The following is a 16,334-nucleotide window of genomic DNA, read 5'->3' as shown; positions in this document are numbered from 1 at the left end:
GGGACAGGGATATTCTGCCGGTATGCCCCTACTGGACCGGGACGCTGAGTGTGATGGACAAGGAAACGACACCGGCGGCGTCTGACACGACGTCGAGCCACGATGTGTATGGCGCGCCCTGCTGGATCACCCTGCTGGCGCGCGACCTGTCAGAAGCGCAGGCCTTCTACGGCGCGGTACTCGGATGGCAATTCCGGCGGGCCAAACTCGGGGACCAGTTCAGTACCGCCATGCTCGATGACATGCCGGTTGCCGGCCTCGGCTCACCCGAGCCCGCTCTGCGGGCGCCGTCCGGCTGGACGCCGTATTTCGCGGTCGCCGACGCGGACGAGACCGCGGCGCGGATACTGGAACGCTGCGCCACGGTCGCGGTGGGCCCGCTGACCTTTCCCGTCGGCCGTGGTGCGCTGGCCGCGGACCGGGACGGCGCCGTCTTCGGGATCTGGGAAGGACAGCTCGTGTCCGACTGGCTGAGCTGGCGCAAGAACGCGCCGGCCTGGCTGCGTCTGCGGACACGGGACGCGTTCGATGCCGCGATCTTCTACGGGCAGGTCCTCGACTGGGCATGCGAACGCCCCGGCTGCTGCGAGGTCGAGTACGAGAAGGAGGAAGTCGTACTCCGCCAGGAGGGGCACATCGTGGCCCGCCTCAGCTCCGGCGCGGTCGAAACCGCGCCGGACCCCATGATCCGGCCGCGCTGGCACGTCCACTTCCCCGTCGCTGATGTGACCGCCACCAGCGAGGCGGTGCGCCGCAACGGAGGCATGGTTCTCGGGCAGCGCGACACTCCCGAGGGCCGGGCAGCGACCGTGTGCGACCCCAACGGCGCCCTGTTCACGATCACCAGCCGCACGTTCCCCGACTGAGCCACCGCCGGGCGAGCTCTGCAAGGCGACTTCGCTTCTCCGCAGTTGGTGGCGTTCCCGCGGTTCGGCGTCAGGAACTCGCGCGCCCCGGACCTGTCCCGAAGCGTCGCGGTCGGGGCAGCATGCAGAGGCGACCGGTGCCCAGGGCCGCTTCCGGCCTCGGGCGGATCGTCGTCCCGGGCACGGGCCGGAGCTGCCAGCGCGTACTGATGGCTGCCAGGGCCAGGGTCGCCTCGGCCAGGCCGAATGCCTCACCGATGCATTTGCGGCTGCCGGCGCCGAAAGGCACCATCGCGCCACGCGGCACTGATGCCGCCCGCTCGGGAAGCCAGCGATCGGGGTCGAAGCGATCGGGATCGGGGAAGAGATCAGGATTGCGGCCGAGGACGTAGGGGCTGTACAGGACGGTCGCGCCCGGTTTCAGCCTTTCCCCGGCGAGTTCCGTCTCGACGGTGACCATCCGGCTGAGCAGCCAGGCGGGCGGGTAGAGGCGAAGGGTTTCGGTGATGAGGCGTCGGGTGTAGTCCAGGGCGGGCAGGTCGGCGAACACGGGCAGTCGGCCATCGAGGATGCGGTCGGCTTCGTCGTGCAACTGCTTTTCGACCTCGGGGTGGTGACTCAACAGGTGGAAGGCCCATGCCACGACGCTCGCGGTGGTCTCGGTACCTGCGATCAGCAGGGTCATGACCTGGTCACGGAGGTCGTCATCGGTGAAGCATTCACCGCTCTCCTCGTCCCGGGCACCGACCAGGGTCGACAGCAGGTCCCCGTTGTCGGCCCCCGAGCGCCGGCAGCCCTGCACCGTCTCGTCGATGACGGCGCGCAGCCTCCTGCGTGCCTGCTCGAATCGCCTGTTCTCCGGGGTGGGCAGTCTCTCCAGGAGACCGACCGGCGCGGTCATCCGCCGGTAGATGCCGCGGAGGATGATGGGCAGGCAGTGCTGTACGTCGGCAACGACCCGACCACCGACCGTGGTGGAGAACAAGGTTCGCGTGGTGACCCGGACCGTCAGCGCATGCAGCGTGGCGCCGAGGTCGATGGCATGGCCCTCCTGCCACGAACCGAGGACGGCGCCTATCTCTTCGCACATCACGGCGACGTACGACGCCGTCCGACCGGGGTGAAAGGCGGGCCGCACCAGTCGGCGCTGTAATCGGTGTTCCGCCCAGGCCGAGCTGAACAAGCCGTTGCCCACGAGCGGTCGGACCTTGTCGAACAGCGGTCCGCCCTTGTCGTAGGTGCGCGGGTCCAGCAGGACCTGCCGTACGAGTTCGGGGTGGCAGGCCAGGTAGGCGCGCTTGGGGCCGAGACGGATCTCGACCAGATCGCCGTGCGCGGGCAGGTCGACCAGGAATTCCAGCGGACGGCGCCGCAGGGGGATCGCATGGCCGAGAACGGGGAGCCTGCCGGGGGCGCTGCCTTTCCTGGACGGCGCCGCCACGCCGGTCGTCGAGTTGCCGGCGCACGGCCGTATACGTGCGGTCTCTGTCACTCTTCAGCTCCTCGTCAGGGATGGTGTCGCCACCTTCGGCCTGCTGCTCTCCACATCGGTATGGGTATCGGTGCTGCTGGTGGCGTTGGGCTGTGCGTTGGCGTTGGGCTGTGCCCGGAATCGGGTGACGGGAGCGGTGAGGCTGATCCACCCCGAGGTGGAACCGTCCCAGACGAAGCCGTCGCCGAAGTAGCGAGGCGTGAGGTACTCGAACTCCGCGCTGCCACCGATGAGGTGGTTCAGGCCGTTCAGATAGGCACGGATCTCCGCGCGCATTCCGTGTGGACCTTTCAGCACCTGGTCCCGAGCCACGATGTAGGCCCTCTCATGGTGATCGACCAGCTCACGAAGCCGGTCGACACACTGCTGCAGGCCTAGTCCCTCGCGCTCGATCAGCACGCGAACCACCGTCATCTTGTCGCCCTGGGCGTGTTCCTTGCGCCACGAGAGCAGGTCGTTGACGATGATCATCTGCCGCATGCAGTGGGTGTGCACGTCCGCGAGCAGCCGGTCGAGTCCGCTCATGTCGACGGCCGCCGCGTATTCGGTCATCAGCCGTATGAAGTCGCAGCCGAAACTGTCCAGCCGCACGGTCATGCAGGTCTCGTAGTCCGGAACCTTCTCCGTCAGCTTGAAATGGATCTCGGTGACGCACGCACGCAGAAACGCTTCGAGAGCACCGGCGAACCGTCGTATCTGACCCGGAGAGAGCCCGGGGCTGATACGACGCCACAGCTCCTTGCCCGCCACACCGTAGGGAAAGTCCTCCCTCCCGCCGCCGTCACCGTGAAAGTCGTCCATGATGTCGGCGAACACGTCGCGAGCACTCGCCTCATCGGCTCCCAGCGCCGAACGGTCCGAGACGAAGCTGTCGATGACGGTGACGTACTGGTACCAGTCGGCGATGTCGAGCGCCCGCTGCTCATCGGCGTACGGCACGGTGAGTGGCCCGTACAGTCCGTTCCGCTGGCGCAGGTAGCGCAGCAGGTCTTCCTCACTCGCGAAGCAGTCGCCGAGGCGGCTGCGCACCCAGCCGTTCGACCGGAACTCGATCTGCGCTGCCTTGGGGTGGTAGGCAACCGGAAGCAGCCGAGGCAGCTCGGGCAGGAAAAATTCGGTCATGACGTCCTCACAGAGGCGGCGTGGGCGAGTTGGCGCAAGGTTTCGATGGCCGCCTCCGGGAAAGGGGCGCGATCCAGGGCCTTCATGGCTTGCCGGTGGCGACGGGCTATCATCCGTTCCACCGCGAGGCGGGCGCCGGTGGCTTCCAGAACGGCCCGTACCGCATCGGCTTGCTCCTCGGTCAGATCGGGACGGCCCACCAGAGCATGCAGCAGGCGGCGTTGCGCCGGAGTGGCCCGTACGACGGCGAGGGCCATCAGAACGGTGCACTTGCCGTGGCGGAAGTCGTCGGTGCTGGGTTTGCCGGTCGCCGCAGGATCGCCGAATCCCCCCAGCAGGTCGTCCCGGAGCTGGAATGCCTCTCCGATGGGAAGGGCGTAGGCGGTGCAGGCATCCCGCACGGCGCCGCTGCAGCCGGCCAGGGCGCCACCGAGATGCAGCGGTCGCTCGACGGTGTATTTCGCCGTCTTGAAGCGGCTCACGGTCAGGGCACGGGCAATACTGCCGTGCGCCCTGCCGGTCCCGAGCAGGTCGAGATACTGGCCGAACATGATCTCGCTACGCATGGCGTCCACCACGGCAAGGGCCGCGCGCAGTTGGGCGGTCGTGAGACCGGCTGTGTGCAGCAACTCGTCGGACCAGGTCAGTGCGAGGTCGCCGAGCAGGATGGCTGCGTTTGTGCCGAACCGGTCTGCGTCCCCGGGGCCATTGCGGCTCCGGTGGCGGTCGGCCAGGGACGCGTGGACGCTTCGATGCCCTCTGCGGGTGTCACTGTCGTCCATGACGTCGTCGTGAATGAGGGCGCAGGTGTGGAACAGCTCCAGAGATGCCGCCGCCCGCAGCACTGGCTCCGGGTCTCCGTGACCATCCGCGGCATACCATCCGCACACACACATCAGCGGCCGTATTCGCTTGCCGCCTGCGAAGAGGAATCGGCGTAACGTATCGAGGAGTTCCGGGAGTTGAGGAGGAGCGGAACGGCTCTTCGCCGCCAGAAACTCCACAAGCACGGAGTCGACCGCGCGGCGGACCTCCACCAGGTCCGGCGCGGCATCGGTGAGGGCCATCAAGATTTGGCCCTTCGCACCTGCCACAGCAGCGCGCATGGCCCCCCTCCGAGGGAGCGAGACGAGGAAGCAAGAGCGAGCAAGCCAGGGCGGGGACCAGGCGCTCCCCGTTCTCTCGCCCTTGATGCTTCACCTATCGGCGCCGGGAGAAACCGACGATGCCGCCCCGGGCGCACCATGCCTCACCACATGGGGCACGGCACGCCGCGGGCGGGCTACAGTGCGCCGTTGACTACGTGGATGGTGCTCTGCTAGGCGGAACGTGGCGGGCCACCTCCAAGCGGCGCGGCCTCAGCCCCGCTGCGACCAGTTCGTCACGCGCCCGCGCCGCCACACCCCCGGCCCCGCACTGACCGGCCAGATCCACACCACGGTGCAGGGGCTCGGCCGCTTGTGAGAGAAGTCCGGCACGGCGCAGAGTGGTGCCGAGTTCGACCAGAGCGCCCGCGAGTTCGTACGACGACGGCGACAACTCCAGCGTAGTGACGGCACGCTGCAGCAGAGCGATTCCCCCGGGCCCCTCCGTCACCCGGGCAAGCACACACAGCGCCTTCCCCACTGCCGTTGCCGTACCGAAGCGCTCGGCTCGGCGCAGTGCCTCCCGCGCCAGGTCCAGCGCCCGCCCAGCATCCGTCGTACAGGTGGCCAGCGCCAGCTGGGGCAGCCACGGGCACCAGGCGGGATTGCGCATCCCGCGCAGGTCGAGGCGGTGGCCCACTGCGGCCAGCTCTTCAGCGGCCTCCTTGTCCATGCCCCGGACCAACAGCAGTTCGCCGTGGACGGTTTCGGCGTCGGGAAGCGTCACAGCCGACGGGAACGGCTTGCCGAACCGGCGGCGCACCGCCAGCTCCTGGGCAGCCGCGGCCTCTCCGCGGGCCATCAGGATTTCGATCAGGCTGGCCATCGCGTACCACTGCGCATGAATGCCCGCGGGCCCCAGGCGGTCCGCGAGTTGCAGCCCGGCACGTACGAAGTCTTCCGCGTCAGTGAGCTGGCCCTTCCACAGCCGGATGTAACCGAGCAGGCTGTAGCCGAGCGAGAGATGCACCCCGCGCCAGCCCTGCTGCTCGTACTCCGCGATGGCTCCCGCGTACAGCTCCTCGGCCCGGTCCGGGCGGTCGCAGTACAGGAAGGTGAGAGCCACCAGCGACGGGACTTCGAAGCCCCACTGCTCGTCCGTCCAGCTCATCCCGGCGGATCCCAGCGCCCGCTCCGCGAACTCCAGCGCGGTCGCCGCCGGTTCACCGCGCACCATCGCATCCCATGCGCGCAGCCCGTAGAGGTAGCGCTCGGTCTGGCTCTGGCCGGACAGCCGCTGCGTGAGGTGGCTGAGCCGGCGCGACAGGACCGGGGCTTCCCGGTCGTCGGAGGTGAACGCCGACATCATGAAGTGCTCCATGAGCATGCGGAGGCGCACTCGCGAGTCTGCGGCGATACGGAATTCCGCCATCGCCACGTCGGCCGCCTCTGTGAGCCGGTCGCAGTGCGACAGCGCCCGCCCGAGACGGATCACGATGCTCTGCCGCAGCTCCGGCGGCAGGTCCGGTTCCTCCAAGGCAGCCCGCAAATGATTCACCGTCACCGCCGGATCGTGCAGCAGCGCCGGGGAACCGAGTTCATGCAGTACCACGGCCCGCAGTCCCGTGGGCGGAGGCTCCCGCAGAGCACGGCGCAGACAGCGCCGGGCAGCGTCGGGAGCGCCGAGGCGCACGTACTCCCGGGCCGCGTCGCGCAGTTGCTCCGCCACCCAGACGTCACCCTCCGGCTGCGTCTCCAACAGATGCCGAGCCGCGACGGCCGGACCCTTGCCCGCCTCGACGAGCTCCCAGGCGGTCTTCCCATGCAATGCCACCCGCATCGCCGAGGGAATGGCCCGGTAGACCGCCGTCGCGATCAACGGATGGACGAATTCCGGCTTCATGCCGTACGTCAGAATGCGCTCGGTCCGCAGCGTATCCGTCGCGCCGGCGGCCTCTGCCGGTCCCAGCGCCGCCAGGGACGCGGCCATGCCGAAGGTCGCCTCCGAGCCAAGGACGGCCACAGCCCAGGCCAGTCGCACCGCGGCCGTGCCCAGCTGCTCGAGCCGGTCCACCAGGCCGCCGCCCTTGGTCTCGGCCGCGAGGTCCCGCAAAGCGCAGGCGTTCTCCATCCCGGGGGCCAGCTGACGGTCGCGTACCTTCGCCGCCAGCTCGACCGTCTCGAAGGGATTGCCGCCGGTGACCAGCCAGGCCTCACGGCAGAAGCCGTCGTCGACGTGGGTGCCCAGCGTGTCGCGCATCAGACGCGCGACCGCGGCCGGCGTCAACGGCGCCAGGTCCAGCGGGCTCACCCGGTTCCGCTCGACCATGTCGCTGAACGCCGTGACCTCATCGGGCATTTCCTCGGGGCGGTACGCGATGACCAGGAGCACAGGCAGTTCCTCGACCCGTGCGGCAAAGGAGGTCAGCCAGGCCAGGGACTCCGCGTCCGCCCAGTGCGCGTCGTCGACGACCAGGACCAACGGGCCGCGCCGTACCGACACATGAGTGACCACCCAGTCCAGACCGTCCCGAACACCTTGCGGATCCGGCACCACTCCCTCCGCGGCGGGACTCAGGCCGACACAAGGGCCAACGATGCCGTACCAGTCGCCCAGCACCTCCCGGCGCTCGCTCTCGGAGTACGAGGCAAGCAGCGGCTGGAGCAATTGCCGCACCACATGGAAGGCCAGACTCCGTTCCTGCTCGCCGCCCTTGGCGAAGAGACCTGTGCACTCCCGCTCGGGCGCAAGACGGCGCACCTCCTCCAAGAGGGTCGTCTTGCCCGCTCCGGCCGGTCCTGTGAAGGCCAGTAATCCACCGCGGCGCACCGAGGGGATCACCGCACCCGTCGCCGACCGGCCGCTCACCGCGTCCAACGCCGCGTCGACAACGACCAACTCGGCATCTCGCTCAAGGGTTCTCGGCACGATCCGTATGTCCCGCTCGCGCTGCTCCCCGTCCGGCGCTGGTCCTACGGCTCGCTGCGCGTCCGACCGATCCGTGACCACCCGTTCCCCTCCTGGCACGGCAAGCATGCACGTCTTCCGTCCCGCTCTTGACGTAGCGTATCCCCCCAATAACCGTCAGCGAGAGGGTGGCGGCGCAGATACATCCCCAAGAGTGGACAGTCGACTACACTGCCCCGCCCTTGCGGCGCGTTGACACCCTGTGGACGCGGTGGCCTTCACAGGCTTCGGTTGCGGTCGCAGTCAGCCGGGCCAGGTTCCGGTCAGACGGTGCACCGCGCTCGCGCCGCCGCGGTCGACCGCCGCCTTGACCGCGGCGAAGATCGCACCCTGCAGGATGGCGGCGATCAGGACTTCCCGCCAGCCGCGATCTTGGTCGGTGGCGTGAGGAGCGTCCTGGTCGTGGCCGGTGGCCTTCCACACCTGCTTGAAGGCCACGCCGGCGAGAGCACCGCTCATGACGCCCAGCGCCAGGCCGACCGGCTTGTAGGCAACCTTGGACGCTTTCATCAGCTCTTCCTCCTACGGCGGGCGAGGATGACGACGGCCAGGGCGGCCGCGCCGGCGATGAGCAGTGTGCGGTTGCCGCGCGCGAGCTGCGCCGTCCGCCCCACCTTGTCGCGCACCGGCTCCGGGGTGTTGTCCTGGATCTTCCCGCCGACGATGTGGGCAGTCTCGGTCAGTTGCTGCTTGGCGTGCGCGGCCTTCTCACGTACCGGCTCCGGGGTCTTGTCCTGCGCGAGGTGGAGGGCGTGGGCGCTCCTGTCCTGCGCGAGGTGGAGGGCATGGGCGCTCCTGTCCTGCGCGAGGTGGAGAGCATGGGTGCCCTTGTCCTGCGCAGCGTGGAGGGCATGGGTGCCCTTGTCCTGCGCAGCGTGGAGAGCATGGGTGCCCTTGTCCTGCGCAGCGTGGAGAGCATGGGTGCCCTTGTCCTGCACCTCGCTCTTGACCTTCGCCGCCTTCTGCTGCGCCTGGGCCTTGATGTCGGCCTTGGCGGCCAGCGCCTCGACGGTCTGACCGAGTTCCTCTCGGGTTCCCTTGGCCTGCTCGCGCAGTTCTTCAGGGGTGGGTGTGGCGTCCTTCTTCCGGGACTTGTCCGTCATCGGTGTGCCCTCTCCTTGATCTCTGCGACGTCTTCCTTGACATCCTCGATGGCTTGCTCGGGGGTGGGCGGGGTGGCCTGCCTGATCTGCTTCTTGCCCACGGCAGCGAGCACACCGGCCACGACAAGGAGGACGGCGGCCACAGTCAGCGCCGAAACCCACAGGGGCCAGATCAGATCCAGAGCCACGATCGCGGTCGCCGCGAGGGCCTGCAGGGCGATGAAACCGATCACGCCGGCTCCGCCGAACAGGCCGCCACCGATCCGGAACCGTTTGCCCTTTTGCTCCATCTCCGCCTGCGCAAGTCGCAGCTCCTGCCGCATCAGCCGGGAGACCTGCTCCGATGCCTGCTTTACCAGTTCGCTCACCGATACCTCGGAGGCCCGGCGCGGCGGTTGGTCCAGTGACCTGTTCATCGTGACCTTCCGTTCGGTTCGTGCACGGCTTGATCTCTTCGCGAGTACCCGAGCCCGGCCCGCCCATTCGGCTGTCCGCCGCCCCGGCCGAGGCAGCCATGGACGCATGATCACCCCTTTCCCGTCGCCGGACGCAACGCCCCGCTTGAGACCGTTCGCGATTTTCCCCGGCATGGGCGGGTCAGCGGTCGCCCATCTCCTTGTGTTCCTCTTCGGTCCATGTGCGGGTGTCACGCGGCTCCACGTAGGGCTCTTCCTTCTCGGGGTGGCCGCCGATGATCGCGCGTTCGCGGACCATTTCCGCGTCGAATTCCAGGCCCAGAAGGATCGCCAGATTCGTGATCCACAGCCAGACCAGGAAGATGATCACGCCGGCCAGGGTGCCGTAGGTCTTGTTGTAGGAGGCAAAGTTCCCGACGTAGAAGGCAAAGCCCGCCGAGGCGATCATCCAGATCACCAGGGCCAGAAAACTCCCCGGGCTGATCCACTTGAATCCGCGGCCCTTCGCGTTCGGCGACGCCCAGTACAGGATCGCGATCATGATGGTGACCAGCACCACCAGGACCGGCCACTTGGCGATCGACCACACCGTCAGCGCCGTGTCCCCGATCCCCAGCGCCGTACCCACCTGCCGGGCCAGACCGCCGGTGAACACCACGATCAACGTGCTGACGCAGGCAAGGATCATCAGCACCAGCGTGAGGCCCAGCCGCACCGGCAGCACCTTCCAGACCGGGCGACCCTCGGGCACGTCGTAGACGGCATTGGACGTGCGGATGAACGCCGCCACGTACCCCGACGCAGACCACAGGGCAACCAGCAGACCGACAATCGCCAGCACCGATCCGGTGCCACTGCTGCCCTGGAGCTGCTCGATTGCGTTCGAGATGATTTCGCGCGCCGAGCCGGGAGTCAGCCGCTTGATGTTGTCCAGAACCCTTTCGGTCACCGACTCACTCGCGATGCCGAGCAGCGAGACCAGGACCAGCAGTGCGGGGAAGAGTGCCAGCACGCCGTAGTAGGTCAGTGCCGCTGCACGGTCGGCGAGCTCGTCATCCTTGAACTCCGCCACCGTCCGCTTCAGCACCGCCCTCCACGACTTCTTCTCCATCGCTGTCGGCGCGTCCGGAGCGTCCCGCTCCACCTGCGGAGCCGGCCCGATCCGGCCGCCGTCCGGCCCCGAATCCGTCCCACGGCCTGCCTGACGGTGCCCGCCGTCCTGCTGGTGCCGCTCGTCCCGCTTGCGCTGCCACATCGGTGCCATACCGTGCGGGTAACCACAAACCGCCGTCCTGAACCCGGTGCCGGGCACCCGAACCCGGCGCCTGGTCGGAAGGTGACCGGGCATGCCGCCCAGCCGACGCCGCGCCGTACTGGGGCAGGCGCACGGTGTCATCATCTCGTAGCCCCCGAGAACAGACCCGGGCACTGCCCCCTGCGGCTCGGTCCCGGCATTCAGCTGCGCGGAAGAAGGGTTCCGAGTGGTCCGAGGTCGAGGTTGAGGTCCTCCTGACGCAGCCCGTGCTGGTCACAGAGTTCGGTCATGCGTTGCTCGAGCAGCATGAGTGTTGTACCGATCTCCTCGACCTGCCCATCAGTGAGGTCGCCCAGTTCAACCCGCCGGATTGCCTGACGTTCCATCAGCTGTCTGAGGAGCTCCACCACGGTCAGAACAAGCGTGACCAGGTCGCGTCCCATCTGGTCCCGGTCCACATCGAGCCGACTGGTCGTCATAGGGGGCCTCCGTCCGCCCAAGGTGCGGGAACTCGCTCGTTGACGGACGAAAGCAGAGCGTGCAGGGACAGCCGCACCAGTGGAACCTCGGCGATCGCGATGACCAAATCACCGCTGATGACTACGCCAGTGCCCAGAACGCGGTCCAGGAGATCGACGAGCGGAACCCCGATGGGGCCCGACAAGGGCCCCGGAGCATCCCAGGGCACCACCTCGTGCGTCATGGCTTACACCTCCCCGACGAAGGAGTACGGCACCCAGGGCCCTGAAACCTCGATCTGTGCTCCGGTCCGCTGCCGCAATGTCTCCGCGAGCCGGCCGAGCTCATGAACGCGTTGCTCAGCCACCAGATACGTGGCGTTGAGAATCTGAATCCGCCGATTGCCCGCCGGCTCCTGGCCGTGTGTCCGCAGCCTGCGGAACGCGGTTGCCAGGTTCTGGAGTTCGGCATCCACTTCGTCCGCGATGCGCAACGTCTCTTCCTGATGACGTTCACGCCGTTGCTGAATACCTCGTTTGCGGTCCAGATAGGCAAGTCCGGCGCCCGCGGCCGGAGAGGCGGATACAGCGGGCCGGGTGGTGTGGCGGGCGGTGTCCGGCGGGGCGCTGGGGGCGTACACCTTCACTCCCCATTCGGCGTGATTCTCGATGCGCTTCAGAACGGCGTGGAAACGGTCCGCCTCACTCTGCAGCTTCTTCCGTGCGCTCTCATCGCTGAGGTACAGAGTCGCCAGCGGAAGGGGAATCGTGGGGCCACCGGCGGCAACGACCGAAACCACTTCATGGTGAGCGCGTGCACAGCGCTCGAGTGCGTCGCGGTCCGAGAGGCGCTCCTGCCAGGCCTCGTCGATGAAGTCGGCAGCGGGCACGTGCTGGACGACAGCGGTGAGCGTCCCGAACGGCAGTTTTCGCACGGGCGCATCGTCCGTAAGGCCGGGCAGCCCCGTCACCGTGGCCGCCTCCAGGGTCCGGCAGACAGCGAAGACGTAGGTCGCGACGGCATCGGCGGAGTCGGGGTCCTGCTCCTTCATGTGCCTCGTTTCTCCTTGGTCCGTTGCAGGGACGAAGTGTCGTCCACCTTCGATTCGAGCGCTTCCAGGCGCTCACGCAGCCGGTGATTCTCGTCCTGCAAGGCACTGCGGGACGCTCGGGAACTCAGTGCCGGGTCGGTCTCCCACCAGTCGATGCCGGCCTTCTTCGCCGTGTCCACGGATGCCACGAACAGACGGAGCCGGATGGTCAGGAGCTCGATGTCGAGAAGGTCGATCTTGATATCGCCGGCGATAACGATCCCCTTGTCGAGGACGCGTTCAAGAATGTCGGCGAGGTTGGAGTTCTGGGGCCCGGGAACGGGGTGGGAGCCTTGTCTGAAGTCGACGTCGGTCACGTGGGCGCCTCAGTCCTCTCTCTCCTCGTCGGCGGGTTCCTCTTCGTCCTCCCACTCACCGTCCTCCTCCTCGCCCTCCTCGCCCTCCTCGTCCTCTTCGTCCTCCTCTTCGCCCTCCCCGTCACCGTCCTCGTAGTCGTCCTCCTCCGTGTCCTCGGCCTCGTCATCAGCTGCTTCTTCCTCCTCCATGGCCTCTTCATGGGACACGACGACCTCGGCGTCACGGATTTCGCCGCGCCAGCCTTCGGGCTCTTCGTCGGTGAGGGTGACGTACCGCTGGAAATGTTTGAAGTCCAGTCGCATTCGGCGACCTTGTGCGCGCCACAGGTTGCCGGTCTTCTCGAAGAACCCGGACGGGTAGTACTCCACGACCAGGACGATGCGGGTCAGAGTCGGCGCCAGCTCATGGAAACTGACGGCACCGCGGGTGGTGCCCTTGGGGCCCTCGGAGGTCCATACGATGCGGTCGTCGGGAATCTGCTCCTGCACGGTCGCTTTGAAGCTCCGCGAGGAAGGCCCGACTTTGACCTTCCAGTCACTGGACATCTCGTCGCTCATCGAGACGTCCCGGACCCCCTTGGTGAAACTGCTGAACTGGTCGTACTGCGTCCAGTAGTCGTAGGCCGTACGCAGGGGCACTCCCACATCGAGGACTTCGACGATGTTCATGGACTTGCCGCCGCTGCCCTTGCCCTTCTTCTTGCCGCCGCCCAGGGCGTCTTTGGCTTTGTCCACGACGTTGTCCTTGACGCCCTTTGCCTTCTGGGTGACAAAGGCCTTCAGCGGCGACTCTCCCTGCATGATGGAGCCGAGCGCAGGCATGAGTGACCCACCGTTCTCGGCGACATCGGTAAGCCGGCCTGTGACGTCAGTGAGCTTTTCACCTGCCTTCTCGGCGAGTCGTCCCACCTGCGTGCTGAGGAAGTTCGACATCTCCTCGCGGAGACGGTCGACACCTGATTCTTCTGCCTCGGGCTCGTTCCTTTGCGTCCTGGCCATGGCTGGCTACCTCCGGCGATCGGCGCGGTTGGTTGTCTTCTTGGCGCCGCGCTGGGATGACGTCGTCTTCTTCGCCGCGCTCTTCTTGGCCGGGGCCGTCTTCTTCGCCGCGGTCTTCTTGGCCGCGGTTTTCTTGGCCGGGGCCGTCTTCTTGGCCGCGGTCTTCTTGGCCGGCGCAGCCTTCTTGGCCGGGGCGGTCTTCTTCGCCGCGCTCTTCTTGGCCGGCGCAGCCTTCTTGGCCGGGGCGGTCTTCTTCGCCGCGCTCTTCTTGGCCGGCGCAGCCTTCTTCGCCGGGGCGGTCTTCTTCGCCGCGCTCTTCTTGGCCGGGGCCGTCTTCTTCGCCGCGGCCTTCTTCGCGGGGGCGGTCTTCTTCGCCGCGGCCTTCTTGGCCGGGGCCGCCTTCTTCGCGGGGGCGGTCTTCTTCGCCGCGGCCTTCTTCGCAGGGGCCCTCTTCCTGCCTGCGGCCTTCGTGGAGCGCCCTCGGGGCCTCTGCACACTGCGGCGCCGTCGCGGACTTACCTCCTCCGGCTCCTCCTCTTCGTCTTCCTCTTCCTCCTCTTCCTCTTCTTCCGGCTCCTCTTCCGGTTCTTCCTCCTCCTCGTACTCCTCCTCCGGCTCCTCCTCTTCCTCTTGCTCCTCCTCTTCCGGCTCCTCCTCCTCGTACTCCTCCTCCGGCTCCTCCTCGTACTCCTCCTCCGGCTCCTCCTCTTCCTCTTGCTCCTCCTCTTCCGGCTCCTCCTCCTCGTACTCCTCCTCCGGCTCCTCCTCGTACTCTTCCTCTTCCTCTCCCTCGCCGAGGCGCGCTGTACGGTCACTGATGGCGTCAGCCAGCGAGCTCATCCCTCGGTTCGCTGTAGCTGTCACCGCCTTGCGGCCGGCGTCGAGGACTTCCCCCTTCAATTGCTCCTGCAGCTCGGCGAATTGTGGGATCTCACCCAGCCTGCGCATCCCTTCAGCGGCGAGCTGACGCGGTTCCAGCCCGAATCGCCTGCCCGCGATATACGTTGCCACGGTGAGGGCCAGTCGGCCTTTCTTGGTGCGGCCCAGCACGTAGCCGCCCACGATTGACACGGCGAGGGCCAACTTGGTTTGCTCGTCCATGGGTTAGTCACCTTCGTTCATTCCGCGCGCAGGACGCTTCATGGAGTCGGTCGAGCAGCCGCTCCTCTTCTCGCTCGAACTCCTCTTGACTGATGTTTCCGTCTTCGAGCTCCTGATTCAGCGCGACCAGTTGGGCGCGCAGTACGGCGGGGTCATGCAACTGGCGGTCGGCGGCTTCATTGACTTTCTCCGCTACCCAGATCACTCCGCGGACCGGTGCGAGAGGGAATGTGAGCAGTCCCGTGAGGAGTCCCATGTCATGCTCCAGCCGGCGTGGGAGTGCCCTCTGCCGCGACGAAGCTGTAGCACGGCAGAGGCCCCGCAATGCGAAGCTCGACGCGTTCACGGTGGGCATCAGCAAACCGCTGCGCCGTCGTTCGGAAGACGTCGCTGTCGCTCCGGTTGACGAGGAAGGACACGTTGAGAGCGCACCCCTGAACTTCCGGTCCCGCTGCCACCGCGCGGGCCACGGGCGTGAGCTCGCGCACCGCCCGCTGACCGGCTTCGGCCGCCCTGCGGGACAGCGCCCCGGCCACGGCTTCACCCAGCCGGAGAGTGGCGTCGTAGCTGGGATGGCGACGTACATCCTCGCGGAGTCGCCTGATGTTCTTGTCCTCGGCGACGAGGGCGGCCAAGCCGTTCTGGGCCGGAAGGGCCTTGATATTCATCTCGACCCCGCCGTCCAGGTGCTCCAACGCCGCGATGTGGCGCGTCTCGGCGGCCTCCAGTTGCTTGCGCACGGCCTCCTCATCCGGTGCAACCATTCCGAAGCGCATCGGCAGCACCGGTCCGCCGTCAGCCAGGTGCATCAGCAGGTCCTGGTGTGCGAGCAGGTCGCGACGCCGTGCACGCAGCTGCGGGGGCGCATCGCTGACGACGGCGGTGACAGGCCCCTGCCGGACCACCCGCAGGGAAGCAGGCGGGTTGCCCACGCCGGTAGAGTCAGCCGGCAGCGGCCTTCCGGTCCGGATGATCGCGTAGACGTACACACCATGGTTCGTCACCGGTCATGCCTCCACGCGTCGGCGTCGACGGGCCCCGCTGCCGGCAGACGCGCGCCGACGGGGACGCTCCTGCTGCTCCTCTTCGGACTCTTCGGACTCGTCGGACTCTTCGTCATCGCGGCTTCCGACCGCCTTCCGCACGGTGTCACCCACGGCTTCCGCGGCCTTCTTCACCTTGCGCTTGCCGACAGCCTTGGCCGCACCGCCGCCGAACAGCTCCGGGACGGTGGTGCTGCGCGAGTCGCGCTCCAGGTCCAGCCGGTTGCACGCTTCGGCGAACCGCAGATAGGTGTCGACGCTGGCGACCACAATGCGGGCGTCTATCTTGAGGATCTCGATGCCCACCAGGGAGACCCGGATGAACACGTCGATGACCATGCCCCGGTCCAGGATGAGTTCCAGCACGTCGTACAACGTGCCGGCGCGCGGCGGGCACGCAACCTCGTCGGAGTAGACGGTCGTGGGCATAGGGTCGTCCTCTCAGCTGGTCGGGCAGCGCAGATCATTCGTCGGCGGAGCCCCTTCGATAGCGGCGGACCCTGCGGTACTCCAAGAGCTCACCGCTCTGATCGAGTTGCACCTCGTACGAGGCGAGCAAGCTCGTTGTGTCCGGAATTCGAGCCACCTCGAGAACGTCCACGACGACGCACCATCCGTCTTCCGTACGTCGTACTGCCGACGCGCCCTCTACCGAATGGCTGATCAGCCGCTCCAGCTGCTGGCAGGCATCGCGGGCAGCCTGCTCCGGCCCCCGAGGGGAAGAGGTTCGCCGGCCCGACGTCTTTACCGAGGACCGATCCCGCGTGCGCCGCTCTTCTGCCATGAGTACAAGTCTCATCGCCAACAGGCACGGCGCATCTTGTACTGAGCCGTCGGCGTGGCAGCTACACCCTCGTCTCCCCGAAATCGGCACGTCGAGTGCAGCGCACGCCTGCCCCGACCGCGGGCCTAACGGTCAACCGCGGCCGCGGCCACCGGCAGCGAGCCCCCGCGGCGCCCGGGCACGGTGTGGACCCGGGAGCGGTTGCCGCCTGATCCGCCGAAGAGCAAAGTGGTA

The 16,334-nt window shown here is 67.5% G+C and carries 19 protein-coding genes; 1 reads left to right on the top strand and 18 read right to left on the bottom strand.

All coding sequences use genetic code 11. The features are described 5' to 3' along the window. The first annotated feature begins 53 nt into the window (after positions 1-53). Positions 54-866, top strand: a complete 813-nt coding sequence (locus OG966_RS37035) for a VOC family protein (protein ID WP_326654470.1) — start codon at positions 54-56, stop codon at positions 864-866. A gap of 70 nt (positions 867-936) precedes the next feature. On the opposite strand, the gene OG966_RS37030 is transcribed toward OG966_RS37035, so the two are convergent. The 18 genes from OG966_RS37030 to OG966_RS36945 form a co-directional block, all read right to left on the bottom strand. Beyond that, positions 937-2,358 carry a cytochrome P450 gene (locus OG966_RS37030; RefSeq protein ID WP_326654469.1) on the bottom strand — a complete coding sequence of 474 codons (1,422 nt, stop codon included), beginning with the start codon at positions 2,356-2,358 and terminating at the stop codon, positions 937-939. A gap of 3 nt (positions 2,359-2,361) precedes the next feature. Continuing rightward, on the bottom strand, positions 2,362-3,480 hold the full coding sequence (locus tag OG966_RS37025; protein WP_326654467.1) for a terpene synthase family protein: 1,119 nt from the start codon (positions 3,478-3,480) through the stop codon (positions 2,362-2,364). Beyond that, positions 3,477-4,547 (bottom strand): polyprenyl synthetase family protein, encoded by a 1,071-nt coding sequence (locus OG966_RS37020; protein WP_326654466.1) that lies wholly within the window; start codon positions 4,545-4,547, stop codon positions 3,477-3,479. Before OG966_RS37020 ends, OG966_RS37025 begins: the two co-directional genes overlap by 4 nt. Positions 4,548-4,779: 232 nt before the next feature. After that, entirely contained in the window at positions 4,780-7,575 is a 2,796-nt protein-coding gene (locus tag OG966_RS37015) for an ATP-binding protein (protein WP_326654465.1), read from the bottom strand. 201 nt (positions 7,576-7,776) lie between these two features. Next, a complete protein-coding gene (locus OG966_RS37010) occupies positions 7,777-8,043 on the bottom strand; it encodes a DUF4235 domain-containing protein (protein WP_326654463.1) in 267 nt (88 codons plus the stop codon). Continuing rightward, entirely contained in the window at positions 8,043-8,636 is a 594-nt protein-coding gene (locus OG966_RS37005; protein ID WP_326654462.1) for a DUF3618 domain-containing protein, read from the bottom strand. The genes OG966_RS37010 and OG966_RS37005 overlap by 1 nt, the downstream gene beginning before the upstream one ends. Continuing rightward, entirely contained in the window at positions 8,633-9,052 is a 420-nt protein-coding gene (locus OG966_RS37000) for a phage holin family protein (RefSeq protein WP_326654461.1), read from the bottom strand. The genes OG966_RS37005 and OG966_RS37000 overlap by 4 nt, the downstream gene beginning before the upstream one ends. A gap of 181 nt (positions 9,053-9,233) precedes the next feature. After that, on the bottom strand, positions 9,234-10,316 hold the full coding sequence (locus tag OG966_RS36995; protein WP_326654460.1) for a YihY/virulence factor BrkB family protein: 1,083 nt from the start codon (positions 10,314-10,316) through the stop codon (positions 9,234-9,236). Between the two features lie 191 nt (positions 10,317-10,507). Next, on the bottom strand, positions 10,508-10,786 hold the full coding sequence (locus tag OG966_RS36990; RefSeq protein WP_326654459.1) for a gas vesicle protein K: 279 nt from the start codon (positions 10,784-10,786) through the stop codon (positions 10,508-10,510). Continuing rightward, positions 10,783-11,010 carry a gas vesicle protein gene (locus OG966_RS36985; RefSeq protein WP_326654458.1) on the bottom strand — a complete coding sequence of 76 codons (228 nt, stop codon included), beginning with the start codon at positions 11,008-11,010 and terminating at the stop codon, positions 10,783-10,785. Before OG966_RS36985 ends, OG966_RS36990 begins: the two co-directional genes overlap by 4 nt. A 3-nt stretch (positions 11,011-11,013) precedes the next feature. After that, positions 11,014-11,817: a GvpL/GvpF family gas vesicle protein gene (locus OG966_RS36980; RefSeq protein ID WP_326654457.1), complete on the bottom strand. Its 804-nt coding sequence runs from the start codon at positions 11,815-11,817 to the stop codon at positions 11,014-11,016. Continuing rightward, positions 11,814-12,173, bottom strand: coding sequence for a gas vesicle protein (locus tag OG966_RS36975; protein WP_326654456.1), 360 nt, complete (start codon positions 12,171-12,173; stop codon positions 11,814-11,816). The genes OG966_RS36980 and OG966_RS36975 overlap by 4 nt, the downstream gene beginning before the upstream one ends. A gap of 9 nt (positions 12,174-12,182) precedes the next feature. After that, positions 12,183-13,172, bottom strand: a complete 990-nt coding sequence (locus OG966_RS36970; protein WP_326654455.1) for an SRPBCC family protein — start codon at positions 13,170-13,172, stop codon at positions 12,183-12,185. 6 nt (positions 13,173-13,178) lie between these two features. Next, positions 13,179-14,273 carry a histone protein gene (locus tag OG966_RS36965; RefSeq protein WP_326654454.1) on the bottom strand — a complete coding sequence of 365 codons (1,095 nt, stop codon included), beginning with the start codon at positions 14,271-14,273 and terminating at the stop codon, positions 13,179-13,181. A gap of 7 nt (positions 14,274-14,280) precedes the next feature. Then, the gene (locus tag OG966_RS36960) at positions 14,281-14,529 is read right to left on the bottom strand and encodes a gas vesicle protein GvpG (RefSeq protein ID WP_326654453.1); all 249 of its coding nucleotides are present in this window, start codon (positions 14,527-14,529) and stop codon (positions 14,281-14,283) included. A gap of 1 nt (position 14,530) precedes the next feature. Next, the gene (locus tag OG966_RS36955) at positions 14,531-15,277 is read right to left on the bottom strand and encodes a GvpL/GvpF family gas vesicle protein (RefSeq protein ID WP_326654452.1); all 747 of its coding nucleotides are present in this window, start codon (positions 15,275-15,277) and stop codon (positions 14,531-14,533) included. Between the two features lie 3 nt (positions 15,278-15,280). Beyond that, positions 15,281-15,745 (bottom strand): gas vesicle structural protein GvpA, encoded by a 465-nt coding sequence (locus OG966_RS36950; RefSeq protein WP_326654451.1) that lies wholly within the window; start codon positions 15,743-15,745, stop codon positions 15,281-15,283. 34 nt (positions 15,746-15,779) lie between these two features. Further along, a complete protein-coding gene (locus OG966_RS36945; protein ID WP_326654450.1) occupies positions 15,780-16,100 on the bottom strand; it encodes a gas vesicle protein GvpO in 321 nt (106 codons plus the stop codon). Between the last annotated feature and the right edge of the window lie 234 nt (positions 16,101-16,334).

It is taken from the genome of Streptomyces sp. NBC_01750 (assembly GCF_035918095.1).
Classification (GTDB): domain Bacteria; phylum Actinomycetota; class Actinomycetes; order Streptomycetales; family Streptomycetaceae; genus Streptomyces.
The sequence above is the reverse complement of the archived record's forward strand: the minus strand, read 5'-3'. Positions and strand labels throughout refer to the sequence as shown.